At 37.5% G+C, this 23,590-nt stretch carries 20 protein-coding genes; 13 read left to right on the top strand and 7 right to left on the bottom strand.

What is annotated here, in order from left to right; genetic code table 11:
- Positions 1–99 precede the first annotated feature (99 nt).
- Together ACZ1GR_RS07975 and ACZ1GR_RS07970 are read right to left on the bottom strand one after the other, a co-directional pair.
- Positions 100–1,632 (bottom strand): RagB/SusD family nutrient uptake outer membrane protein, encoded by a 1,533-nt coding sequence (locus ACZ1GR_RS07975; protein ID WP_472611615.1) that lies wholly within the window; start codon positions 1,630–1,632, stop codon positions 100–102.
- Positions 1,633–1,647: 15 nt separating this feature from the next.
- Entirely contained in the window at positions 1,648–4,620 is a 2,973-nt protein-coding gene (locus tag ACZ1GR_RS07970) for a SusC/RagA family TonB-linked outer membrane protein (protein ID WP_472611614.1), read from the bottom strand.
- Positions 4,621–4,973: 353 nt separating this feature from the next.
- Here ACZ1GR_RS07970 and ACZ1GR_RS07965 point away from each other — a divergent pair, with 353 nt between their 5' ends.
- The 4 genes from ACZ1GR_RS07965 to ACZ1GR_RS07950 are packed head-to-tail and all read left to right on the top strand — an operon-like array spanning position 4,974 to position 10,849.
- Entirely contained in the window at positions 4,974–5,996 is a 1,023-nt protein-coding gene (locus ACZ1GR_RS07965; protein ID WP_472611613.1) for a LacI family DNA-binding transcriptional regulator, read from the top strand.
- A 21-nt stretch (positions 5,997–6,017) separates the two neighbouring features.
- Positions 6,018–6,674: a beta-phosphoglucomutase gene (gene pgmB, locus ACZ1GR_RS07960; RefSeq protein ID WP_472611612.1), complete on the top strand. Its 657-nt coding sequence runs from the start codon at positions 6,018–6,020 to the stop codon at positions 6,672–6,674.
- Positions 6,675–8,978 carry a glycoside hydrolase family 65 protein gene (locus ACZ1GR_RS07955; protein ID WP_472611611.1) on the top strand — a complete coding sequence of 768 codons (2,304 nt, stop codon included), beginning with the start codon at positions 6,675–6,677 and terminating at the stop codon, positions 8,976–8,978.
- Positions 8,975–10,849, top strand: coding sequence for an alpha-amylase family protein (locus ACZ1GR_RS07950; protein ID WP_472611610.1), 1,875 nt, complete (start codon positions 8,975–8,977; stop codon positions 10,847–10,849). The genes ACZ1GR_RS07955 and ACZ1GR_RS07950 overlap by 4 nt, the downstream gene beginning before the upstream one ends.
- A gap of 229 nt (positions 10,850–11,078) precedes the next feature.
- Here ACZ1GR_RS07950 and ACZ1GR_RS07945 read toward each other — a convergent pair whose 3' ends face one another.
- Entirely contained in the window at positions 11,079–11,321 is a 243-nt protein-coding gene (locus ACZ1GR_RS07945) for a hypothetical protein (protein WP_472611609.1), read from the bottom strand.
- A gap of 156 nt (positions 11,322–11,477) precedes the next feature.
- On the opposite strand from ACZ1GR_RS07945, the gene ACZ1GR_RS07940 reads away from it, so the two are divergent.
- Positions 11,478–12,230 carry a glycerophosphodiester phosphodiesterase gene (locus ACZ1GR_RS07940; protein ID WP_472611608.1) on the top strand — a complete coding sequence of 251 codons (753 nt, stop codon included), beginning with the start codon at positions 11,478–11,480 and terminating at the stop codon, positions 12,228–12,230.
- The gene (locus tag ACZ1GR_RS07935) at positions 12,230–13,501 is read left to right on the top strand and encodes a BaiN/RdsA family NAD(P)/FAD-dependent oxidoreductase (RefSeq protein WP_472611607.1); all 1,272 of its coding nucleotides are present in this window, start codon (positions 12,230–12,232) and stop codon (positions 13,499–13,501) included. The genes ACZ1GR_RS07940 and ACZ1GR_RS07935 overlap by 1 nt, the downstream gene beginning before the upstream one ends.
- Before the next feature lies 1 nt (position 13,502).
- Here ACZ1GR_RS07935 and ACZ1GR_RS07930 read toward each other — a convergent pair whose 3' ends face one another.
- Complete coding sequence (locus tag ACZ1GR_RS07930) at positions 13,503–14,231, bottom strand: MIP/aquaporin family protein (protein ID WP_472611606.1); 729 nt, start codon at positions 14,229–14,231, stop codon at positions 13,503–13,505.
- Positions 14,232–14,315: 84 nt separating this feature from the next.
- Complete coding sequence (gene glpK, locus ACZ1GR_RS07925) at positions 14,316–15,809, bottom strand: glycerol kinase GlpK (RefSeq protein ID WP_472611605.1); 1,494 nt, start codon at positions 15,807–15,809, stop codon at positions 14,316–14,318.
- A 78-nt stretch (positions 15,810–15,887) separates the two neighbouring features.
- On the opposite strand from glpK, the gene ACZ1GR_RS07920 reads away from it, so the two are divergent.
- Entirely contained in the window at positions 15,888–16,415 is a 528-nt protein-coding gene (locus ACZ1GR_RS07920; RefSeq protein ID WP_472611604.1) for a DUF1697 domain-containing protein, read from the top strand.
- Here ACZ1GR_RS07920 and ACZ1GR_RS07915 read toward each other — a convergent pair.
- Positions 16,412–16,885 (bottom strand): TspO/MBR family protein, encoded by a 474-nt coding sequence (locus tag ACZ1GR_RS07915; RefSeq protein ID WP_472611603.1) that lies wholly within the window; start codon positions 16,883–16,885, stop codon positions 16,412–16,414. The two genes, ACZ1GR_RS07920 and ACZ1GR_RS07915, sit on opposite strands and share 4 nt — an antisense overlap.
- Positions 16,886–16,975: 90 nt before the next feature.
- Between ACZ1GR_RS07915 and ACZ1GR_RS07910 the strand changes: the two genes are divergently transcribed.
- The 6 genes from ACZ1GR_RS07910 to ACZ1GR_RS07885 all read left to right on the top strand — a co-directional run bounded on the left by ACZ1GR_RS07910 (position 16,976) and on the right by ACZ1GR_RS07885 (position 22,389).
- Positions 16,976–18,064, top strand: coding sequence for a diphosphomevalonate decarboxylase (locus ACZ1GR_RS07910; protein WP_472611602.1), 1,089 nt, complete (start codon positions 16,976–16,978; stop codon positions 18,062–18,064).
- Positions 18,065–18,142: 78 nt separating this feature from the next.
- Positions 18,143–19,075, top strand: coding sequence for a mevalonate kinase family protein (locus tag ACZ1GR_RS07905; protein WP_472611601.1), 933 nt, complete (start codon positions 18,143–18,145; stop codon positions 19,073–19,075).
- A gap of 10 nt (positions 19,076–19,085) precedes the next feature.
- Positions 19,086–19,991 (top strand): geranylgeranylglycerol-phosphate geranylgeranyltransferase, encoded by a 906-nt coding sequence (locus ACZ1GR_RS07900; protein WP_472611600.1) that lies wholly within the window; start codon positions 19,086–19,088, stop codon positions 19,989–19,991.
- On the top strand, positions 19,991–20,941 hold the full coding sequence (locus ACZ1GR_RS07895; RefSeq protein ID WP_472611599.1) for a carbon-nitrogen hydrolase family protein: 951 nt from the start codon (positions 19,991–19,993) through the stop codon (positions 20,939–20,941). Before ACZ1GR_RS07900 ends, ACZ1GR_RS07895 begins: the two co-directional genes overlap by 1 nt.
- 66 nt (positions 20,942–21,007) lie before the next feature.
- Entirely contained in the window at positions 21,008–21,868 is an 861-nt protein-coding gene (locus ACZ1GR_RS07890) for a pseudouridine synthase (protein ID WP_472611598.1), read from the top strand.
- Positions 21,869–22,002: 134 nt separating this feature from the next.
- Positions 22,003–22,389, top strand: a complete 387-nt coding sequence (locus tag ACZ1GR_RS07885; protein WP_472611597.1) for a type II toxin-antitoxin system HicB family antitoxin — start codon at positions 22,003–22,005, stop codon at positions 22,387–22,389.
- A 269-nt stretch (positions 22,390–22,658) separates the two neighbouring features.
- Here the strand turns inward: ACZ1GR_RS07885 and ACZ1GR_RS07880 are convergent, their stop codons facing one another.
- Positions 22,659–23,588, bottom strand: a complete 930-nt coding sequence (locus tag ACZ1GR_RS07880; RefSeq protein WP_472611596.1) for a PorP/SprF family type IX secretion system membrane protein — start codon at positions 23,586–23,588, stop codon at positions 22,659–22,661.
- Between the last annotated feature and the right edge of the window lie 2 nt (positions 23,589–23,590).

Genomic DNA, 23,590 nt, shown 5'->3' with positions numbered 1-23,590 from the left:
ATGAGAGACTCTATTGATATCTATTTTAATCATTTGCTAATATAAAAATAAAAAAGGGCTTCATATGAAGCCCTTTTTCTTAATATTAAAATTAAAATATTAGTACCCTTCGTTTTGAGTTAAATTAGGGTTTGTTGCCAATGCGTCTGCGGGAATTGGGAATTTTCTTCTAAAATCCTCGGTTACATTCTTAAGCGACCAAGTATTGGCGAATGTGCCAAATCTAACCTGATCTTGTCTTCTCCAGTTCTCGGCGTTTAATTCACGCATTCTTATATCAAGCATATCATCAAGAGATACAGACCCAAGTGGTGCTGCATTTGCTCTAGTTCTAATGGCGTTTACATCGGCGAGAGCATCTGGTCCGCCAGTGCCACCTCTAAGCGTTGCTTCTGCACGCATTAAAACAGCATCACCATATCTAAAGAATACAGCGGCATTTGATGGAGCAGGAAAACCATCCGCATTTCTTTGAGGATATTTAATGACTCTCACGCCTGTTCTTTCATTATTAACTTCTAAACTTTGTAAAGGAGCAACTTCATAAACCAAAGGATTGTTTTGGCGGTCAGTTAAAGGAGTTCCGTCAGACGCTAATTGCTGACCTCTCAGATAACCAACGGTAACACCGTTAACTTGATCACTTGGTACACCAACACGAGCGTCTTCTGCAGGGTCTTCCGTTCCAAATAACTGGAAATTTTCTGTTAAGGTTACAAAACCATTCCATCCTGTTTGGTTTGGATGCAACATGTTAAACACTCTATTACCGGTGAATGTATCTAATGCCCATATAACCTCTGTATTACCAGCGTCAAGATCCCAAATATCAAAGTAACCGTTTGGCCCGGTACCTGGATCTAAGGAGTAACCTAATGCTTCAATTGCATTTACATCCGCAATTACGGAATTCATATTTCCAGCTGTACCCGTAAACGCTTCAGCATTTAATTGAAGTTTAGCCCTTAACATCAAAGCCATTGCCTCGCCTGCTAAGAAAACTTCTTCAGGTCCATGAGCTGATAAGTTACCACCAGAAATAGCAGTATCTAAATCGTTCAAGATAAAATCAAACGCTGCTTGTGCCTCTAAAACTTCAGGATTTACATCTACCCCGTCATTTACGCCCCTGAAAGGTACTTTACCAAACCAGTCTAAAATCCAGAACATATTGAATGCTCTTAATACTCTCGCTTGCGCGGCGACGGCAGGTGCTGCTCCTGAAGCAGGATCCAATAATTGTGTGGCGGCTAGAACTTGCGAGTTACGATTGTTCCATGCATTACGTACATAGCCATGTTGAGCGTCCCAAGTATGTGCGTGCAATGTACGCCAGATACCATTATCACTCCAGTCTACACCTCTGGTTAAAACTGCAATACCATCGGCGCTAACTTCCATAAGGGCGTACTCATTGGCTTGGTCACCCATATTTTCGATATTATCATACAGGGCGGCAAGAGCGTTGGTAGTATTACCTACACCCCCAAAGGAACCTTCTTCACCAGATTCAATTTCTACAGAATCGCCGAAAGTTGGCTCTAAATCTGTACATGCTTGTGCAAGTATAAAGGCACTAGCTATACCAAAATACTTCACAAATCTTTTACTAATCATTTTTTTTCTCATCATTTTGAATTTTTTTTATTAAAAACTAGCATTAAAGCCTAAAGAAATTGTTGTTGGTCTAGGAAATGCTGTTAAATCAATACCCAAAGAAGGTACATTACCGATAGCTCTGTTAACCGAAACTTCTGGGTCTTGACCGCTATAATCTGTAATAACAAATAAATTTTGGGCATTGGCGAATACTCTAAGATTACTGAAAATACTGCTCTCAGACAATGGAAAATTATGTCCTATTGTGACATTCTGTAATCTTAAGAAAGAACCATCTTCCAAAAATCTTGTTGAAACTTCTGCAGGGTTAAAAGGATTTTCAACACCAACAAATGGTAAAACATCAGTTGTTACATTTCTACCTTGAGATAAGTTACCAATAGTAAAGAAGGCATTTCTGTTATTGTTATACACAGATTGTCCAAACAAACCATTGAAGAAAATACTCATATCCCAATTTTTATATTTGAAATTTTGGGTGATACCCAAGGTTACGTCAGGTAATGCACTCTCTCCAACAAATACTTGCGAGCCTTCATTACCAAATATGTTTCCACCAGTTGCTGAATCAATACCTTGCCAATCCCTTACGAAAAAGCTAAATAATGGCTGGTCGTTAGCAATTCTTTGTGCAAAAGCACCAGTTAGACCAGGACCGTTGATTTGACCTGTATCTAAAGCAGGACCATCATAATTCTGAACTATATTATTGTTATAGCCAATGTTAACATTAAAATCCCAAACAAAATCTTCTGTTTCAACAGGGATAACATTTAGACTTAGTTCAGCACCAGTATTCTTGATGTCTCCATCAATATTCTGGAAAAAGAAAGGTTGTACCGCCGGTTGTGCACTTTGTATTTGAAGAATGAAATCAGAAGTGGTTTTATTGTAATATTCCAAAGAACCACTGATTCTGTTATCTAAAAATGCAAAATCTACACCTATGTTGAATTGTTCGTTTTCTTCCCACTTAAGGTCAGGGTTGGCAAACGCAACAATACCAGTGCTACCAGGGTTAAAAGTACCACCATTGTCAATACCTCCTGTATTAAATCGTGTGCGCTGAGTAAATTGATTAGAACCTAAACCTTCTTGATTACCAGTTACACCATAGGCCAATCTAAGCTTAAATCTATCAAAGGCTTTTGGGAACCAATCTTCTTGAGACATTTCCCATGAAGCACCAACTGCGCCAAACGTACCATACTTGTTGTTACCACCAAATCGTGAAGAACCATCTATTCTTACGGTACCAGAAAAATTAAACTTTCCGTCCATAGAGTAGTTACCACGCGCAAAGAATGATTGTAATTCATCTCGCTCTAAACTTGAGTTGGCAGCAAAAACCTGTGCAGATGCGATATTGTTGGTCATTTGTAAAAGGTCATTTGTTCTAAAACCGTTAGCCTCCATAAAAATAGTTTCTGTTACAAACTCTTGATATGAATGACCTATAGTTGCATCAAATACGTCATCACCGAAAGACTTGTTATAATTGAAATAAGATTCCCAAGTAGTATTGGTTAAATCAAATTCATTTAAAGTAGCTCTACCAGTCCCTAATGTAGGGGCAGAATTAAATAAAGCCGAAATCGCTGAATTTGCAGATGATGTGGATTTATCTAAACCAATAGTGGTTTTGAAACGTAAATTTTCAGTAAATTGGTATTGAGCTCCAATACTTATCAAAGCTCTCAAAGTACTCGAAATATTTCGTGACAAACCTAAGACAGCTAAAGGGTTTCTGGTTTCGAAAGTTGGTTGATTAAAACTACCGTTATCTAGAAAAATAGGTCTAGTTGGATTGAATGACCAAGTTGTAGCTAATAAATCTCCACGTGCATTAGGGTCATCAGAGATTGGAGGTCTTTGACTTTCTATGTTAGAAATTGTCGCTTGCGTCTCAAAGGTTAATTTATCATCGAAAAAACGTTGAGATGCATTAATACGTGCTGTTAGACGATCAAATGAACTATCTTCAACTTCCCCTCCCTGGTCTTGATAACCAAACGATAATCTGAAGTTACCATTTTCTCCACTGGCACCATAGGAAAGGTTATAATTCTGGGTAAAACTAGTTCTATAAATTTCATCTTGAAAATTGTTTCTGGCCCCAAAATCTGCACCAGTAGCTCCTAAATCAGATTGAGCTTGTAAAAATTGATCTGCCGATAGCACATCTATTTGATTTGGGATATAACCAACCGACAGAGTAGTAGAGAACTCGAGGATACCTTTGGTTGAGCGACCACTTTTGGTAGTAATTAGAACTACACCATTGGCACCACGAGAACCATAAATAGCGGTTGCGGAAGCATCTTTCAAAATATCGATGCTAGCTATATCTGCAGGATTCAAGAAACTAAGAGGGTCTAATGATGCAGCACTACCAATATCGGTAGTACCACCACCTGTTCCAGCAGAAGTGTTAGCACCGCTAAGCGGTATTCCATCAACAACATAAAGCGGGTTGTTGTTTGCACGCACTGAAGCTGTACCTCTAATCCTTACATTCACAGCTGCACCTGGTTCACCTGTAGAAGCAGAAATCTGTACCCCTGCAGTCTTACCTTGTATTAATTGCTGAGGATTCACAATAACACCTTTGTTGAACTCTTCAGCTTTGACACTTTCAACTGCACCAACAGAATTTCTTCTAGATTGTGTACCATAACCTACCACAACAACCTCATCAAGCTCACTTGCATTTTCCTGCAAGACAACATCTATTGTTGCTTGGCCGTTAACTGGAATCTCCTGTGAGGAAAAACCAATATAACTAAACACCAGTGTAGCATCGGAAGCCACATCATTGAGGGTGTAGTTACCGTCAAAATCCGTTTGTGTACCGTTAGTTGTTCCTTTAACAACTACACTAGCTCCCGGCAGAGGACCTGTAGCATCAGAAACCGTACCCGATACGGTCTGTGCCTGTAATGTTCCAAAGCAAATAAATGCCCCCAACAAAAACAAGCTTTTAAGTAGCGTAATCTTCATAGATAATTAATTTTAAGTTTAGTTAATTTAAATTCAAGAGTTAAACATATATAAAAATTATGTTAAATCCCTGTTATTTAAGAACTCCAGCTTTCGAAAACGATTTCGTGTTGATAACTTCTCGTGATTGCGGGCTAGATAATTCAACAAGAAAGAAAATACATAATTCATAAATAATGAGCGAAATATATGCAAATTCGGTGGAAATACCTTGAAATATGTTTTTTTTGTTCTTTATTGTATTTACTTTGAACGGTGATAAAATTGTGACCTAAGCGTTAACTAAAGGTTAATATGTTAGAGATATTTTACCCAAAAAGTATGCTATTTTTATGAAGTTTTAAAACCGGAAAATGCTCAAAAAAAAAATAACACTTAAACATATAGCTAGAGAACTTGAAGTCTCTATATCCACAGTCTCGAAAGCGCTGAAAAATAGTGAGGAAATCAGCAGAGAAACCAAAGAAAAGATACAGGCATTTGCAAAACTTTATAATTACAAGCCCAATAACATTGCGATTAGCTTAAAAAACAAGCGTACAAAAAATATTGGGGTCGTTATTCCTGACATTGTACATCACTTTTTCACCACTGTGGTTCGGGGTGTTGAAAAATATGCCAATACTAAAGGTTATAATGTAATTGTATGTCTTTCTGATGAGTCTTTTGATAAGGAAGTCATAAATATGGAACTTCTTGCTAATGGTAGTATCGATGGTTTTATCATGTCCTTATCTTCGGGAACCCAAAAAGAAAATGACTACAATCATTTAAAAGAAGTAACAGAGCAAGGCATACCTTTAGTTTTATTTGATAGAATTACAAATGAAGTCGAATGTGATAAGGTTATTATTGACGATGCTATGGGAGCTTACTTGGCTACCAAGAAACTTATTGAACAAGGAAGAAAACGCATCGGGCTTATTACCACACACGATTATTTAAGTGTGAGTAAAGCTAGAACAACTGGGTATCAAAAAGCCTTAAAAGATTTTGGGGTTAGCGAACAACAAGATTTGATACTAAAAATGCCTTCTATGGAAATGGATGGTCAATTGATAGAGAATTTCATTAAAAATTCTAAGGTCGACGCTATTCTAACCGTTAATGAGATTTTCTCTATTTATGGTATGCAAGTAGCGCAGGATCTGGGCTTGAAAATTCCGGATGATATTTCGTTTATCGGTTTTACCGATGGCTTATTGTCGAAGTATGCAAACCCGAGTTTAACCTCTATTGCCCAGCATGGCGAAAGAATGGGCGAAATATCAGCAGAAATGTTGATTCAGAAAATAGAAAGTGAAGAAGAGGAAGAGACCTATCAAACGAAAATTTTAGAGCCTACTTTGATAGAACGTAATTCTACAATTAATTAAGTTTGCCCAAACATTTAGAGCATGCACAAAGTCGGATTTATTTTTGACCTAGACGGGGTAATTGTCGATACCGCTAAATACCACTATTTAGCATGGAAAAAGTTGGCAGAAGAGTTGAATTTTGATTTTACCAAAGAGCACAACGAACTTTTCAAAGGTGTAAGTAGAAAAAGATGTTTGGATATACTTTTGAATCTTGCAGATGCAACGGCAACAGAAGAACAGTTTGATACATGGATGGTCGAAAAGAATAGAGATTATCTGGCTTATATAGAGAAGATGGATGCTTCCGAAATTTTGCCAGATGTACCCAAAGTGTTAGATTTTTTAAAAACGAACAACATACCGATTGCATTGGGTTCGGCAAGTAAAAATGCGCAACCCATACTTGAGAAAGTAAATCTGTTATCTTATTTTGATACCATTATAGATGGAAACTCAGTATCAAAGGCGAAGCCAGACCCAGAAGTTTTTCTTATCGCTGCTGAAAAGTTAGATGTTGCTCCAAAGAATTGTATCGTTTTTGAAGATGCCGTTGCAGGTATTGAAGCTGCTAATGCCGGAAATATGACAAGCATTGGAATAGGAGATGCAAAAATATTACAAGAAGCAGATTATAATTTTAACGATTTCACGGAAATAGATTTAGATTTTTTAAGAAAATTAGCAAAAGTTTAGATGAACCAAGATTATATACAACCCGATGAATGGTCAATTATAGAAAAAGACTTTGATTATGAACGAGTTAAATCTTCAGAAAGCCTTTTTAGTATTGGAAATGGGGCCATGGGGCAGCGAGCCAATTTTGAGGAGCATTACTCCGGCGAAACGTTTCAAGGAAGTTATATTGCAGGCGTTTATTATCCTGATAAGACCCGTGTAGGTTGGTGGAAAAATGGATATCCAGAGTATTTTGCTAAGGTTTTAAATGCACCAAACTGGATAGGTATCAATGTCTTTGTTAATAAGAAAGCACTAGATTTGAATACCTGTAAAATAGTTAAAGACTTTGAAAGGGAGCTTAACATGAAAGAAGGTTGGTATAAACGTAGTTTTATTGCCGAAATGCCTAATGGAGTAGAAGTTTCAGTCTCCACTACCCGATTTTTGAGCTTGACCATAGACGAACTTGGTGCCATCGAGTATACGCTCGAAGTATTGAACTCTGATGCGGATGTAAAACTAATTCCTTATTTGGATTCTGGAATTAAGAATGAGGACAGTAACTGGGATGATAAGTTCTGGAATACCACTAATGTTTCTTATAAAGATGATAGAGCTTTTATAGAAGCGCATACTATGAAGACTAACTTCGCCACCTGCAGTTTTATGCAGGCGGAGGCTTTTTTAGAAGGAAACAGAGTAGTCGCAACAAAATATGAAAAGTCTGAAAACTTTGTTTCTATCGAATTTCAACAAGCCCTAAAGAAGAATCAGAAAGTAAGCCTGGTGAAATACGGGGGGTATACTGTTTCTAGAAATTATAAAACGGATAATCTGGTAAAAGCTGCCAATACAACTTTAGACCAAGCTTTAAAACTTGGTTATGAGACTCTTCTTAAAAAACAGAAAGAGGCTTGGGCTGAAATATGGGAAATGAGCGATATTACTATTTCCGGTGATGTTAAAGCGCAACAAGGAATTCGATTCAATATTTTTCAATTAAATCAGACTTATTTAGGAACAGATTCTAGATTAAATATTGGTCCAAAAGGCTTTACCGGAGAAAAGTATGGTGGGAGTACGTATTGGGATACTGAAGCATACTGTCTTCCTTTTTATATGGCTACAAAAAACCAGACCGTAGCCTGGAATTTATTGGAATACCGTTATAATCACTTAGAGAAAGCAATAGAAAATGCCGAAAAACTTGGCTTTTCTAATGGAGCAGCTTTGTATCCCATGGTAACCATGAATGGCGAAGAGTGTCACAATGAATGGGAAATCACTTTTGAAGAAATTCACAGAAATGGGGCTATAGCTTTTGCGGTTTACAATTACTACCGTTTCACAGGTGACTACAGTTATATTCCCGAAATGGGACTAGAGGTTTTAATAGGAATTTCTAGATTCTGGCATCAACGAGCCAATTATTCCAAAAAGAAGAAAAAGTATGTGATTTTAGGAGTAACAGGCCCCAATGAATATGAAAATAATGTCAACAACAATTGGTATACCAATTATTTAGCAAAATGGTGTATTCAATATACTTTAGAACAGCTTGAAAAGGTAAAAGATGGGTATTTAGTAGATTATGATAGAATAGTTGCGCAAACCAGACTTACCAAAGCCGAAACCGATTTATGGTCAGAGGTCGCTGAAAATATGTTCTTCCCCTATTCTAAAAAGCACGAGGTCTTTTTACAACAAGATGGTTTTTTAGATAAAGAACTGGTCAAAGTTGATAATTTGGATTCATCTGAACGACCCATAAACCAGAAGTGGAGTTGGGATCGTATTCTGCGCTCACCTTATATAAAACAGGCAGACATTTTGCAGGGTTTTTATCTTTTTGAAGATCATTTTTCCAATGAAGAATTAGAAAAGCATTTCGATTTTTATGAGCCTTTTACGGTTCACGAGTCTTCGTTGTCGCCTTGTGTCCATAGCATACAGGCTGCAAAATTAGGCCGAATGGACCAAGCATATGCGTTTTATTTAAGAACCTCTCGTTTAGACCTTGATGACTACAATAAAGAAGTCGAAGAAGGACTTCATATAACTTCTATGGCCGGTACTTGGATGAGCGTAGTAGAAGGTTTTGGAGGTATGCGCATTTTAGATGATAAATTACATTTTACCCCAAGAATTCCTGAACAATGGAAATCTTATTCCTTTAAAATCAACTTTAGAAATAGAATTATTAAGGTAACGGTATCGGCTAAAGAATCAAGCTTTGAGCTGACCGGCAAAGAAGAAATGTCAATTCGGGTCAATGACCAAAGAGTAGTTCTTATTCCTGGTAAGATAGTAGAGGTATGAAGAAGACTATTTGGACTTCATTAAGCTTGATCATTCTTTTAATTGCAGCATGCGCCAATGAAGATTCAAATAAAAATGAAGTTAAAATCATGAAGAAGAAAAAGGCAGTTGTTTATCAAGTGTTCACAAGACTTTTTGGAAATACAAACACTACAAACAAACCTTGGGGAACTATTGAAGAAAATGGCGTAGGTAAGTTTGAAGATTTTGATGGTAAGGCGCTTACCGAGATTAAAAATTTAGGTATTACCCATATTTGGTATACAGGGGTGCCACACCACACCGTAATCAATGATTATACTGAATTCGGAATTTCAAATGATGATCCCGATGTCGTAAAAGGTAGGGCAGGGTCGCCATACGCTGTTAAGGATTATTACAATGTAAATCCTGATTTGGCTTTAGATCCAGATAAGAGACTTGAAGAGTTTAAGGCGCTTATTGATAGAACGCATCGGCATAATATGAAGGTTCTTATTGATATTGTGCCTAATCATGTTGCTAGAAACTACGAAGGACTTACCAACCCTAAGGGTATTGCTGATTTCGGGGTGGATGATGATACTTCTTCAGAATATAAACGGGATAATAATTTCTATTACATACCAGGATCAGAATTTAAAGTGCCGAATTGGGAAAACGGCTACTCTCCTTTAGGAGATAATACGAACCCTTTAGAGGATAATATGTTTATCGAAGTTCCTGCGAAATGGACAGGTAATGGATCAAGACTACCTCAACCCAATTTTAATGATTGGTACGAAACCGTAAAAATCAATTATGGCGTTCGACCAGATGGAAGCAAAGATTTTGAAGAACTTCCAGACTCTTATGCCGAAAAAGACTTCAAAGAACATTTTGAGTTTTGGGAAGCTAAGGATGTACCAGATTCATGGAAAAAGTTTCGCGATATAGCACTTTACTGGTTAGATTTTGGTGTCGATGGTTTCCGTTTTGATATGGCTGAAATGGTTCCTGTTGAGTTTTGGAGTTTTATGAACTCAGCTATCAAAATGAAGAATTCTGAGGCTTTTCTTTTGGCCGAGGTCTACAATCCGCAATTGTATCGAGATTACATCCAAAAAGGAAAAATGGATTATCTCTATGATAAAGTTGAACTGTATGATAGTATAAAACATATTATGCAGGGTCATGGTTGGACAGATCACATCCCCGTTGTACAAAAAGGGATGCAAGATATTGAGCATCATATGTTACATTTTCTTGAAAACCATGATGAGCAACGAATTGCAAGCCCAGACTTTGTGGGCAAAGCAGAGATTGCAAAACCTGCAATGGTTGTTTCTGCAACTTTAAGTACCTCACCGACCATGATATATTTTGGGCAAGAGGTAGGAGAACCGGCTCAAGAAAACGCAGGTTTTGGTAGCCCGACAAGAACCTCGATTTTCGATTATATAGGGGTTCCAAACCATCAAAGATGGGTAAATAACAAAAAATTTGATGGAGGTCAACTTACTGATGATGAAAAAGACCTCAGAGATTTTTACAAACGGCTTTTGAATTTTACAATAACTAGTGACGCTTTAATGGGCGAATATCAAGAGATTCACTTTTATAACAAAGAACATACAGAAGGCTATGACCATAGGATTCTATCTTATGTTCGATGGGTCGATGATGAAAAATTGGTAGTGATTTCCAATTTTGATGTTGAAAAATCGTATGATATTGAGTTTAAGCTTCCACCTGAAATCATTAAAAAATGGAGGTTAGGTGGGAATACATATAAATTGCAGGAACAACTTTACGATAGTACTGATTATGAATTAAATATTGAAAATGAGGTAGGTCTGATTAATCTACGACTAAGACCACTAGAATCCCTTATTTTACAGGTAAGGGAATAAAAAAGCGGACTTGAAGTCCGCCTAGTTTTCAATTTTTATGCTCCATCAGGAATCTGCTTTTTTGCCGGTTGATTTATAAATAAGAGCAATTATAATACCGATTAACAGGTAGTAAATAATGTTTAAGACGGCGTCGATTAAGTGCCCGGTTAAATTCATCATTGTAGAGGTGGCGTACCAAATTAGTCCCATTCCCAGTCCAACGAAGATTCCAATCCAAATACCGAATTCAGCCCCCTTCTTTAGCGCTGTGATGACCGCGTGCCCATTTTCCATAAAGTGTACTCATGGCAAAAGCACTCAATAGGCAGCCCAAAAATAAATGAATGAAATCTGGCTCGGTCTTCATAACATTGGTCAAAACATTGTCCCTATTTAAGCTCTCACCTAACATACCCCATAAAAGATACCCTAATACAAACATAGCGATACCCCCTATCAGGGTAGCTAATAAATTAGATTTTGAAAACATAATAATTCATTTAGTTGGTTAATAATCAACACAATATATAAAATAATTGATTAGATTACACTTTAAAAAACCCCTAAGAAGATATTTTAATTACCATAAGCAAGTAGTACGTTTTTCATTTTCAAATTGTATTTTTAAGCACTAAAATTGGGGTGTATGAAAAAACTTTCCATATCGGCACTTGTTTTGGTATTCTTTCTAAATAGCTGTGAATTGAAAAGGGATAATTTTTTAGTTATTGGGCATAGGGGTGCAATGGGCTATGAGACTGAAAATACGCTTGCTTCGGTTCAGAAAGCACTTGATTTAGGGGTTGATATGATTGAAATCGACGTCTTTAAAATAAAGAGTGGGGAAGTTGTCGTTTTTCATGATGAAAGACTAGAACGCCTGTCTAATGCTGGCGGTAAAATAGAAGAGTATTATATTTTTGATTTAAAAAAGGTGATTTTAGATGGCAATCATCAAATCCCTTTGCTTCAAGATGTCTTGAAACTTATTGATAATAAGGTAGCACTGAATATTGAACTGAAGGGGGCCAATACTGCCGACAGGGTCAATTTTATAATGAAATACTATATAAAACAAAGGGGCTGGTCTGCTGAAAATTTTATTATATCAAGTTTTAATTGGGATGAGCTTCGCGAGATGCGAAGAATTAATTCAGATATTGCTATCGCTGTATTGACAGAAGAAAATCCTATTGACGCTATTCCAGTGGCAAAAGAACTAAATGCAATTGCCATAAATCCTTGGTTCGAAAAATTGACAGCTGAACAAACCGAAGCCATACAAAAAGAAGGTCTTAAAGTATATACTTATACAGTAAATGAAATTGAAGATATCGCCAAAATGCGAGAGTTCGGTGTAGACGGAATCTTTACCAACTATCCAGATAGGGCAAATTAATGTACGACATCATTATTATCGGTGGTGGAGCTGCGGGTTTTTATGCAGCAATTCAAACCGCTACAGAAAACCAAAACTTAAAAATCGCAATTTTTGAACGCGGAAAAACCGTGCTCGGTAAGGTGAAAGTCTCTGGGGGCGGTCGTTGTAATGTGACACATGCAGAATTTGACCCTAAAGAACTTGTGCGCAATTATCCCCGAGGTAAGAAAGAACTTTTAGGTCCTTTCCATGCCCATTCTACGGGTGATGTTATGGCTTTTTTTGAGGAGCGTGGAGTCCCTTTAAAGATTGAGGATGATGGTCGTATTTTTCCAAAGAGCGATTCTTCACAAAGTATAATCGACTGTTTTTTAAAAGAGACCGAGCGTTTGGGAATAAGCATTCTTAAAAACAGCTCGGTAAAATCTTTTTTGCCATTAAAAGAAAATGACGGTTGGCAGATTACCACAATGAACAAGCATTATAAGTGTAAAACCCTTTTAATCGCATCTGGTAGTAACCCTAAGATATGGCAGCAATTAGATGATTTAGGTCACACTATAGTGCCTGCTGTTCCTTCACTTTTTACATTTAATATTAAGGACGAAAGAATAGCTGATATACCTGGTCTCAGCACAAATGTTGAGGTTAAAATTCCGGCTAAAAAACAATACAACTCGAAAATTGTAGTACAACTTAGAAGTCAAGTGAACGAACAGCCCATTTTAGAAAGTGACGGCCCTCTTTTGATAACACATTGGGGTATGAGCGGCCCCGCAATCTTAAAACTTTCTGCTTGGGGGGCGAACATTCTTAGTGAATACAATTACAATTTTAAAATCAACGTAAATTGGATTCCTGAATATTCTACCGAAATGCTAGAACAGGTGTTATTTGAAATTAAAGAAGTAGAGGGTAAAAAAACAATCGCTCGCACAAATGCATTTGATATACCCAGACGTTTATGGATAAATTTAGCTGCCGCGGCCAAAATTGACAAGGGATTGAAATGGGCCGATGCGACAAAAGATATTCTCAAAGACTTGGCGGAACAACTTACTCAAAGCTCGTTTAAAGTTGAAGGAAAAAGCACCTTTAAAGAAGAGTTTGTTACGGCTGGCGGAGTAAGTTTAAAAGAGATTGACTTTAAAAGCTTTAAAAGTAAAAAATTGCCTAATCTGTTTTTTGCCGGAGAAGTTATTAATGTTGATGCCATTACTGGTGGGTTTAACTTTCAAAATGCCTGGACGGGGGCCTATGTTGCTGCTAAAGCAATGGCAAGAACATAGCCTATTGCAAGACCAGAAATAATCCTGCCGCCAGTAATCCGCCTAAAATTGGGCCAACTACAGGAATCCAAGAATATGCCCAACCATTCGAACCTTTATCTTTAATAGGGGCCAATGCATGTACTATTCGTGGGCCTAAGTCTCTTGCGGGGTTTATGGCATATCCGGTAGTACCTCCTAGGGATAAGCCAATTCCCCAGACCAATAGTGCTACAGGAAGAGCACCCAAAGAACCTAAGCCAATAGTGGTATTGGTGTCCGTAATTGTAGCATCCGAAAAATAGAGTACGGTAAATACCAGAACAAAAGTGCCGACAATCTCATTAAGAATGTTAATTGGCACATTCGGTATAGCCGGTGTGTTACAAAAAACACCTCTTTTCGTATTTCCGTCCGAGGTTGCATCAAAATGATCTTTATTAATTAGCCAAACTAGAAAGGCGCCTAAAATAGCACCTATAAACTGAGCTAAAATGTAAAAGGGAACATCATTCCATGAAAATTTACCTGCCATAGCTAGCCCTGTAGTCACTGCCGGGTTTAAATGTGCCCCACTGTAAGGCGCCGAAACGACAACACCTACGTAAACCGCAATAGCCCAGCCAGTAGTGATTACAATCCAACCTGAACCGCTACCATAGGTTTTGGCAAGGGAAACATTGGCGTTTACACCACAACCCAAGAGAATCAATAAAAAAGCGCCTATGATTTCTGCAATAAACGGAGTCATATTAATTTTACTTACAACTTACAACTTACAACTTACAACTTACAACTTACAACTTACAACTTACAACTTACAACTTACAACTGCCTACTGTTTTGTCCAATGTTCCAAAGCTTCAATCGCTCTATACCAGCCTTTGATACCGCTATCGATTACCTCTCGTTCTTCAGTCGGTTTAAAGTGGACATCAGATTGCCAAATATCTTGAATTTCTTCGGGGCTTTTCCAAAAGCCAACAGCTAGACCGGCCAAATATGCAGCGCCCATCACTGTGGTTTCTATAATTTTAGGTCTAACCGTAACCGTATTTAAAACATCGGCTTGAAATTGCATCAACATATTATTCACTGTTGCCCCACCATCTACACGTAGTTCTTTTATGTTAATGCCCGAATCTGCTTCCATAGCTTTCAAAACATCCATGGTTTGATAGGCAATTGATTCTAAGGCCGCTTTAGCAATATGGGCATCGGTGCTACCTCGGGTTAATCCGAATATGGTGCCCTGTGCCTGTTGATTCCAATGCGGAGCGCCAAGACCAGCAAAGGCAGGAACAAAATATACCCCTTCAGAACTTTCTACAGCACCAGCTAGCTGCTCCACATCCGAAGACTTTTTTATAATTTTTAAACTATCGCGAAGCCATTGAACAACAGCACCCGCAATAAAAATACTTCCTTCGAGGGCATAGGTGGTTTCTCCGTTAATCTTCCATGCAACGGTTGTCAAGAGATTGTTTTTTGATGGAACCGGTTTGTCACCAACATTCATCAACATAAAACAGCCAGTACCATAGGTGTTTTTTACCATGCCCTTCTGCGTGCACATTTGGCCAAATAGCGCAGCCTGTTGATCACCTGCAATGCCAGCAATTGGTATTTCACTTGCAAAGAAATTAGGGGCTGTATGCCCATATACTTCACTTGATTGTCTTACCTCGGGGAGCATACTTTTTGGAATGGTAAAAAGCTCAAGAAGCTCATTATCCCAAGCCATGGTATTGATATTGAAAATCAAGGAACGGCAGGCATTTGTCACGTCGGTCACATGAAGATTGCCCTGGGTCATTTTCCAGATTAACCAAGAATCTATGGTTCCCCAGGCTAATTCTCCAGCTTCAGCTCGTGCTCGTGCGCCATCCACATTGTCCAATATCCATTTTACCTTGGTTGCAGAAAAGTAAGAGTCGATTACCAAACCTGTTTTTTCTCGGATCAAAGCCGATTTGCCAGCTTTTTTTAATTCATCACAAAAATCCGACGTTCTTTTATCTTGCCAGACTATGGCATTGTAGATAGGTTCGCCCGTTTTCCTGTCCCAGACAACCGCGGTTTCCCTTTGGTTAGTGATTCCGATAGCTGCAATTTGATTTCCTTGAATACCTTTTTTGGCCACTGCTTCTGCGGCCATACCCGCTTGAGTAGACCAAATTTCTGTAGCATCGTGTTCCACCCATCCCGGTTTCGGAAAAATCTGTGTAAACTCCTTTTGGGCAGTAGAGACTATGGCGCCCTTTTTATCAAAAACAACTGCTCTAGAACTTGTAGTGCCTTGGTCTAAGGCTAAAATGTATTGACTCATTGCGGTATTTTAATTCACGGAAATTACTAAAAATAATTATAGTAGATTTAAGTATGTCAAAGTAAAAATTACATTAGAATGAAGACTTTTATTGCTTTTTTGAGAGGGATCAATGTAAGTGGTCAAAAAAAGATTAAAATGATAGAATTGAAGGCCAGTCTTGAAAAAGAAGGCTTTAAAAATGTTCAAACTTATATTCAAAGTGGAAATATTATTTTAAATAGTGAAGAAGATATCTGTTCTGTCAAAGAGGGTATCAGAAAAGTTATTCTAAAAGATTTTGGTTTTGAAGTGCCAGTTTTAGTAACAACAAAAGAGGTGTTGGGTGTTATTCTAGAGAAATATCCATTTGAAGACGCCGATGATAAGAATCAATATTACACCTTGTTGTTCGATAAGCCCGATGCAAACTTAGTAGACGGGTTCAATACTCTTAAATTTAATACGGAGGACTTCTTAATTGCAGAAGACTGCGTCTACTTAAATTGTAAGGTGGGTGCCGGAAAGGCAAAATTGAACAACAATTTGATAGAGAAAAAATTGAAGGTAACGGCCACGACCCGAAACTTAAGAACAATGCAAAAAATGCTCTTACTTGCTTCTTAGTTAAGTTCCCAAATTTTATAATTAAGTATGGTAGCGAAGCATACCCAAAGCAAATAGGGAACCATGAGCAACGCGGCCTTTTTGCTCACGACATTGAACCATTTTATAGTAAGAATTATAGCTACGACTAAGGCAATGATTATAAAAAGCGCGGCCAGAACATTTTTCAATCCAAAGAATACCATACTCCAAAGTGAGTTTAAAAGCAGTTGAAAGCCAAAATGATATAATGCAGTTTTAACCCAGATATGGTGAAAGCCTTTTCCCCAAACTACCCCGGCAGCAACACCCATCATTAAATAAAGAACGCTCCAAACAGGGGCAAAAATACTGTTGGGTGGATTAAAACTGGGCTTATTGAGGGTAGGGTACCAGTCATTCACCGAGCTTTGGGTTGCAAAACTTGAAAGGAACCCAATAATCAGGCAAATGGCAACAGTGATAGTTATCTTAAGAATTTTTCTTTGCATAAGGGGCACTATTTGCACTAAAATAGCAATTTATTTTTAGCAAATGATGTAGTCAAAAACGCATTGTTATCTTTGCCAAAATTTGTTTGCATGACAGAGAGCGAGTTTATTTTAAAAGATGGTTTTGAATACCCTAACGAAGGTAAAGTTGCCTGGAAAGCACCAAGTAATATAGCTTTAGTAAAATATTGGGGAAAGAAACCAAATCAAATACCTGCAAATCCCTCAATTAGCTTTACCTTAAATGCTTGTGCAACGACAACTAGCTTGGCTTTTAAAAAGCTGGATAAAAAGTCAGATACATTCTCCTTTGATCTTTTCTTTGAAGGAAAACCTAAGGAAGAGTTTGCCCCTAAAATCATCACATTCTTTGAAAGAATTGAAAGATATATACCCTTTTTAAAAGAATATCATTTTATCATTGAAACGTCCAATTCCTTTCCGCATAGCAGTGGAATTGCTTCTTCCGCCAGCGGAATGGCCGCTTTGGCCCTTTGTTTGTTATCAATCGAAAAATTAGCTAATCCTACTTTAGGAGAAGATTATTTAAAGATGAAAGCTTCTTTTTTGGCAAGATTAGGTTCTGGTAGTGCCTGCAGAAGTATAGAAGGAGACTTGATTCAATGGGGCGCTTATGAACCAATCTCAAAAAGCTCCGATTTATATGGAATACGGTATCCTTTCAAAGTAGATTCTGTTTTTAAAAACTATCACGATACTATTTTATTGGTACATAAAGGCCAAAAAACTGTAAGTAGTACAGTTGGGCATGATTTAATGCATGAGCATCCTTTTGCGCAACAACGCTTTCAACAGGCAGACCATAATTTAAACAAATTGAAAGAGGTGTTTGAAAAAGGTAATCTCAATGAATTTGTTAATATTGTTGAAAGCGAGGCCTTAACGCTACATGCAATGATGATGACCAGCTTGCCTTATTTTGTATTGATGAAACCGAATACGCTTGAAATTATCAATAGAATTTGGGCGTTTCGTAAAAAATCAAAAACCCATGTCTGTTTTACATTGGATGCAGGGGCCAATGTTCATGTTTTATATCCTGAGTCCGAAAAGAAAGAGGTATTTCAATTTATTCAGGATGAACTAGTTGCGTTCTGTGAAAATGGACATTATATTTGTGATCGAATTGGTCATGGCGCCAAGCAATTGAAAGGATAAACAGGAATTAGAACGAAGCAATTTGATATCACTACCAATAATGTTTACCTTTAACATACAAAAGTCTAGACAATAGCTATGAAAGGACCCTTATTCTATTCTAAAATACTTCTCTTTGGGGAGTATGGAATTATTAAAAATTCTAAAGGACTTTCGATACCATATAACTTTTTTAAAGGGGCCTTAAAAACAGATTATAACCCGTCTAAAGAGGCAAAAGAATCTAACAGAAGTTTAGAGAAATTCTGTGAGTATTTATCGGAAATGCAAAGTGAGGATCTGGTGCAGTTTGATATTGATTCGTTCCGTAAAGATGTTCAAGATGGAATGTATTTTGACAGCTCCATACCTCAAGGGTACGGTATTGGAAGCAGTGGGGCATTGGTCGCCGCTATTTATGACAAATACGCATCAGATAAGATTACCGTCTTAGAAAATCTAACTAGAGAAAAGCTATTAAAGCTTAAAACCATTTTTGGAAACATGGAATCTTTTTTCCATGGAAAGAGCTCTGGTCTAGATCCCTTAAATAGTTATTTAAGTTTACCGATTCTAATAAATTCACAAGATAATATCGAATCTACTAGCCTTCCTACCCAAAATAAAGAGGGTAAAGGCGCAGTATTTTTATTAGATAGCGGAATCACCGGTGAAACTGCTCCAATGGTACAAATCTTTATGGAGCAAATGAAGCAAGAGGGCTTCCGTAGCATGCTAAAAGATAAATTTATCAAACATACGGATGCTTGCGTTGAACACTTTTTAAACGGTGATATTAAATCGCTTTTCGGTCATGTAAAGCAGTTGTCAAATGTGGTTTTTGATAATTTTAAGCCTATGATTCCAAAAGAGTTTCATAATCTTTGGAAAAAGGGTATCGAAACCAATGATTATTACCTAAAACTCTGCGGCTCTGGCGGTGGTGGTTATATTTTGGGCTTTACAGAAGACATCGATAAGGCTAGAAAAGCACTTCAAGACCACAAATTGGAAGTGGTTTACAATTTCTAGAAAAATTCTAATGCTTAATAGAAAAAATAGGCTGTTACTCTACAAGTTGTTGAGCCTATTTTCGGTGGTTAGAGGTTATAATATCTTAATGATAACCCTTGCCCAGTACTTGGCCTCTATTTTTATTCTTTCACCCGATTTGCCGCTAAGTCAAGTTGTTTTTGACATAAACCTTTTCATTATTGTAACAGCGTCGGCATTGGTCATCGCAGGGGGCTATATCATCAATAATTTTTACGATGCAGAAAAAGATCTGATCAATAAACCAACCAAAAGTATGTTAGATCGTTTGGTAAGCCAACGTTTTAAGCTAACCACATATTTTATATTGAACTTTGCTGCTGCTTTTTTGGCAAGTTATATTTCATTTAGGGCAGTACTGTTCTTTTCGGCCTATATTTTTGGAATCTGGTTGTATTCCCATAAACTTAAACGCATTCCGTTTTTAGGTAACATAGTATCGGCGATATTGGCCATAGCACCTTTTTTTGTGGTTTTTGTGTACTATAGAAATTTTGAAACGGTCATCTTTTTTCATGCTCTATTTCTATTCTTATTGATTTTGGCTCGTGAACTTATAAAAGATTTAGAGAGCATGGCCGGTGATTTAGCCCAAAACTATAAGACTTTGCCAATACTGTATGGCCCAAGAATGTCTAAACTTATCATAGGTATTCTTATTGTATTGACACTTGTTCCTGCTTGGTTGTTAACTAACCAATTTGATGTTGGTTATATGTATTTCTATTTTGGGGCCAGTAGCCTATTGCTTGTAATTTTTATCTTTTTATTATGGAAAGCAAAAAATAAAAAAGACTATGTTTGGTTACATAATATTCTTAAGCTTATAATCATATCAGGAGTGTTCAGTATTCTTTTGATTGATGTGGATTTGGTTCTAAATCGAATTTTATAATGGAAAACTTACTTAATGTCGCCCTTGCTCAAATAGCACCGGTTTGGTTAGATAAAAAAGCAACACTGGAAAAAATTGGGACAACAATTCTTGAAGCCGCCAAGAACGGCAGTGAATTAATTGTTTTTGGAGAAGCCCTGTTGCCAGGCTATCCGTTTTGGTTGGCATATACTGAAGGTGCTGCGTGGGATTTAAAAGTGAACAAAGAATTACATGCACATTATGCCAGAAATTCAATTCAGATTGAAGCAGGGGAGCTTGACGGCATTTGTAAATTGGCAAAAGAGCATCACATTTCGATATACCTGGGCATTATGGAGCGAGCTAAAGATCGCGGAGGTCATAGTTTGTACTGTTCTTTGGTCTATATTGATCAACAAGGAGAAATTAAATCGGTGCATCGTAAATTACAACCCACTTATGATGAACGTTTGACTTGGGCCCCTGGCGATGGTAATGGTCTTCAAGTACACCCATTAAAACAGTTTACGGTCGGTGGCCTTAATTGTTGGGAAAATTGGATGCCTTTACCACGAACCGCCTTATATGGTCAAGGTGAAAATTTACACATAGCGGTTTGGCCCGGAAATTTGAATAATACCAAGGATATTACCCGTTTTATTGCCCGCGAATCGCGCAGCTATGTGATTTCTGTTTCGTCGTTAATGCAAAAGAAAGACTTTCCCAAGAATACCCCGCATTTAGATAAGATTTTGGATAAAGCCCCCGAAGTTTTAGGTAACGGAGGCTCTTGTATCGCAGGCCCCGATGGCGAATGGCTTGTAGAGCCTATAGTTGACAAAGAAGGATTAATTTACCATACTTTAGATTTTAATCGCGTATACGAAGAACGCCAGAATTTTGATGCCGTTGGCCATTATTCAAGACCTGATGTTACAAAATTAACGGTAAATCGAGAACGACAACGTACCGTTGAATTTGAAGACTAGAATGATGAGGTAATATTGTGTTGAGGGAGTAATTAAGTTCTACCTTTGCAAAAAATTAAATGACTGATGGCGAAATCAGACTATAAAGGCAATCGCAAACCCAATTCGGATAAGAATAAGAATAACCCAACTGGTAGGTTCAGAAAAAAGAAAAGCTTTTCAAAAAGCATACCTCCTAACAAAAGAAAAGCACCTCCAAAAACAAATACAAATCCTGATGAGATTCGGTTAAACAAGTTTATCGCCAACGCCGGCGTTTGTTCGCGTAGAGAAGCGGATACCTATATCGCTGCAGGGAGTGTAACCGTAAACGGAAAAGTAGTTTCCGAAATGGGGTATAAAGTAAAACGTACCGATGATGTTCGTTACGACGGAAGGCGTTTGAATCCTGAAAAAAAGGAATATATTCTGCTGAATAAGCCCAAGGGTTTTATCACTACTACGAATGATGAAAAGGGTAGAAGAACGGTAATGGAACTTATTTCAAGTTCTTCCAATAACCGTCTTTTTCCGGTAGGGCGTTTAGACCGAAATACAACAGGATTACTTTTATTCACCAATGATGGTGATATGACCAAAAAGCTAACGCACCCCAAGTTTGGAGTTCGAAAGATCTATCATGTGGTTTTAGATAAAAATGTAACTGCCGCCGACCTCAAGAAAATTCAAAATGGTTTGGAACTTGAAGACGGACCGGTACAAGTAGATGAAGCCGCTTATATTCAAGGGAGTACCAAAAAAGAGGTGGGTATTGAGATTCATTCTGGGCGAAACAGAATCGTGCGCCGAATTTTTGAGCATCTGGAATATAAGGTAACTAAATTAGATCGTGTGGTTTTCGCAGGACTTACCAAAAAAGATTTACCGCGAGGGCATTGGCGGAATTTAACCCCACAAGAGGTGATTAATTTAGGGATGATAAAGTGAAATATTGTTAGTATTACTTGGTAATGAAAAATTTAAAGCAAATCTATATATTTGATTTCAATAGAATTAACAATATTTTTGAAATTATTCCGATATATTAGCGACAGATAGAACTATTATCTTTTTGAAAATCAATGGATACATCTAAAATTGAAAGGCATACTGGTAAACCATTTAAAGAGGAGACCATTAGTATTTCTCAAAAAACTTTTAGTTTAAAAGTTAATACCATTACGGGTAAAGAAGGTGATTATTGGGTTGTGATTTCACCTTCATTACAAGTTAGTGGCTATGGTAAAACTAAAGAAGAGGCAGTAGATTCTTTTGATGAAAACATATATCTTTTTCTTGAAGATATTAGAGAACTGAGTTTTCAAAGAAGGATTAATGAGCTCAAGAAGTTAGGGTGGATTCAATCACGTTTTTTCAAAAAAAGACTTTCCAAAGTATTTGTTGACGAAAGTGGAGCATTACAAAACCTTGAGCACGCCCAACTAAACTCTCTTGAATCAGTAGTATAGAATGGGTAACAATAGACCTATTAAAACTAAATGCTGGTTAAAATTTCTCTCGGACCATAATTGTAAATACTTAAGAACGAAAGCCTCACATGTACATTATAAATGTCCAGATTGTTGGCGCACAATTACACACAGAGAAAAGGACAAAGAAATACCTGCGATGCATTTGAGGACTAATCTTAGAACAATGGGACTGACTTTGGCTTACCTTTATGCGTGGGTTGAAAAGAATTGCTAGAGTACTAATTTTAATATTTCTTATTTCCTTTTTATAGATTGTAAGAGTATCCATTCCCAGCTCGATAACTAAGTATAATACCATGCGTATTTCCAATAGGGGCATCACCCCCTCTTTGGGTATAGTTGTACATTGCCCTAAAATTTTTAAGTAGATAGAAACCAGCAGCAAAGTTTATAGAACTGCTCGTTCGATACCCCAAGCCTAATTCAAAACTGTTTTTGTAACTAATGCCCATATTTACATCTATTTGAAAGGGAGCCCCCGACTCGTATTTGAAAAGCAAGCTGGGCTTTACTATAAAGTCAGGTTTGTATCGGTTCAATAAAAAATGGTAACCTGTATACCCATATATGGGTTGTGATAGTTTTAGATTGTCTTGGTTTGATAGGGTTTCTCCCAAAAGATTTGGTGCTGAAATACCCGCAAAAAAGTTGGCACGGCCAAAAAGAACACCTGCGCCGACTGTGGGTAAGGTGGCATTTACATTTTCTGCAAAGTTGGGATCATCTTGTATACCCAAACTCAAAAGGTCTTGATTATAAATAAGGGCTCCGGCACTTAGACCAAAAGAAATAAAGGTACGGTCATATACTTTCCAATACGGATGGGCATTGTCATTTAAAATAATGCTGTACGAGTAAGCTCCAAAAATTTGAGTGGCCGAAGTAACCCCAATCTCATCATTGATGACGCCTCCTCCCAAACCCATTTTTTCATTGCGTAAGGAAGTGTTAAAGGTAAAAGCAAAACTTCTGGGAGTACCATCAAAGGTTTGATTGCCAAAACCGATATTGCTCAAGGTAGCCTCAGAGCCGTCAAGCACTCCCGCATAGGCAGAATTGATCAAAAACGGATTGTAATTGTATTCGGTAAATACTGGGGTCTGTTGAGCCTTAAGGCTTAACGTGCTCCCTAATGCTATGAGTATTAAGAAATATATGGGGTAATTTTTCTTCATAA

Source organism: Croceitalea sp. W27, assembly GCF_055693185.1.
The sequence above is the reverse complement of the archived record's forward strand: the minus strand, read 5'-3'. Positions and strand labels throughout refer to the sequence as shown.

Bases quoted from the DNA above. Each gene is read 5' to 3' on its own strand.
- ACZ1GR_RS07920 (WP_472611604.1), top strand. From the start codon at position 15,888: ATGAAGACTTTTATTGCTTTTTTGAGAGGGATCAATGTAAGTGGTCAA.
- ACZ1GR_RS07930 (WP_472611606.1), bottom strand. From the start codon at position 14,231: ATGACTCCGTTTATTGCAGAAATCATAGGCGCTTTTTTATTGATTCTC.
- ACZ1GR_RS07880 (WP_472611596.1), bottom strand. From the start codon at position 23,588: ATGAAGAAAAATTACCCCATATATTTCTTAATACTCATAGCATTAGGG.
- ACZ1GR_RS07940 (WP_472611608.1), top strand. From the start codon at position 11,478: ATGAAAAAACTTTCCATATCGGCACTTGTTTTGGTATTCTTTCTAAAT.
- pgmB (WP_472611612.1), top strand. From the start codon at position 6,018: ATGCACAAAGTCGGATTTATTTTTGACCTAGACGGGGTAATTGTCGAT.
- ACZ1GR_RS07900 (WP_472611600.1), top strand. From the start codon at position 19,086: ATGCTTAATAGAAAAAATAGGCTGTTACTCTACAAGTTGTTGAGCCTA.
- ACZ1GR_RS07955 (WP_472611611.1), top strand. From the start codon at position 6,675: ATGAACCAAGATTATATACAACCCGATGAATGGTCAATTATAGAAAAA.
- ACZ1GR_RS07910 (WP_472611602.1), top strand. From the start codon at position 16,976: ATGACAGAGAGCGAGTTTATTTTAAAAGATGGTTTTGAATACCCTAAC.
- ACZ1GR_RS07965 (WP_472611613.1), top strand. From the start codon at position 4,974: ATGCTCAAAAAAAAAATAACACTTAAACATATAGCTAGAGAACTTGAA.
- ACZ1GR_RS07970 (WP_472611614.1), bottom strand. From the start codon at position 4,620: ATGAAGATTACGCTACTTAAAAGCTTGTTTTTGTTGGGGGCATTTATT.
- ACZ1GR_RS07885 (WP_472611597.1), top strand. From the start codon at position 22,003: ATGGATACATCTAAAATTGAAAGGCATACTGGTAAACCATTTAAAGAG.
- glpK (WP_472611605.1), bottom strand. From the start codon at position 15,809: ATGAGTCAATACATTTTAGCCTTAGACCAAGGCACTACAAGTTCTAGA.
- ACZ1GR_RS07915 (WP_472611603.1), bottom strand. From the start codon at position 16,885: ATGCAAAGAAAAATTCTTAAGATAACTATCACTGTTGCCATTTGCCTG.
- ACZ1GR_RS07975 (WP_472611615.1), bottom strand. From the start codon at position 1,632: ATGATGAGAAAAAAAATGATTAGTAAAAGATTTGTGAAGTATTTTGGT.
- ACZ1GR_RS07895 (WP_472611599.1), top strand. From the start codon at position 19,991: ATGGAAAACTTACTTAATGTCGCCCTTGCTCAAATAGCACCGGTTTGG.
- ACZ1GR_RS07945 (WP_472611609.1), bottom strand. From the start codon at position 11,321: ATGTTTTCAAAATCTAATTTATTAGCTACCCTGATAGGGGGTATCGCT.
- ACZ1GR_RS07950 (WP_472611610.1), top strand. From the start codon at position 8,975: ATGAAGAAGACTATTTGGACTTCATTAAGCTTGATCATTCTTTTAATT.
- ACZ1GR_RS07890 (WP_472611598.1), top strand. From the start codon at position 21,008: ATGGCGAAATCAGACTATAAAGGCAATCGCAAACCCAATTCGGATAAG.
- ACZ1GR_RS07905 (WP_472611601.1), top strand. From the start codon at position 18,143: ATGAAAGGACCCTTATTCTATTCTAAAATACTTCTCTTTGGGGAGTAT.
- ACZ1GR_RS07935 (WP_472611607.1), top strand. From the start codon at position 12,230: ATGTACGACATCATTATTATCGGTGGTGGAGCTGCGGGTTTTTATGCA.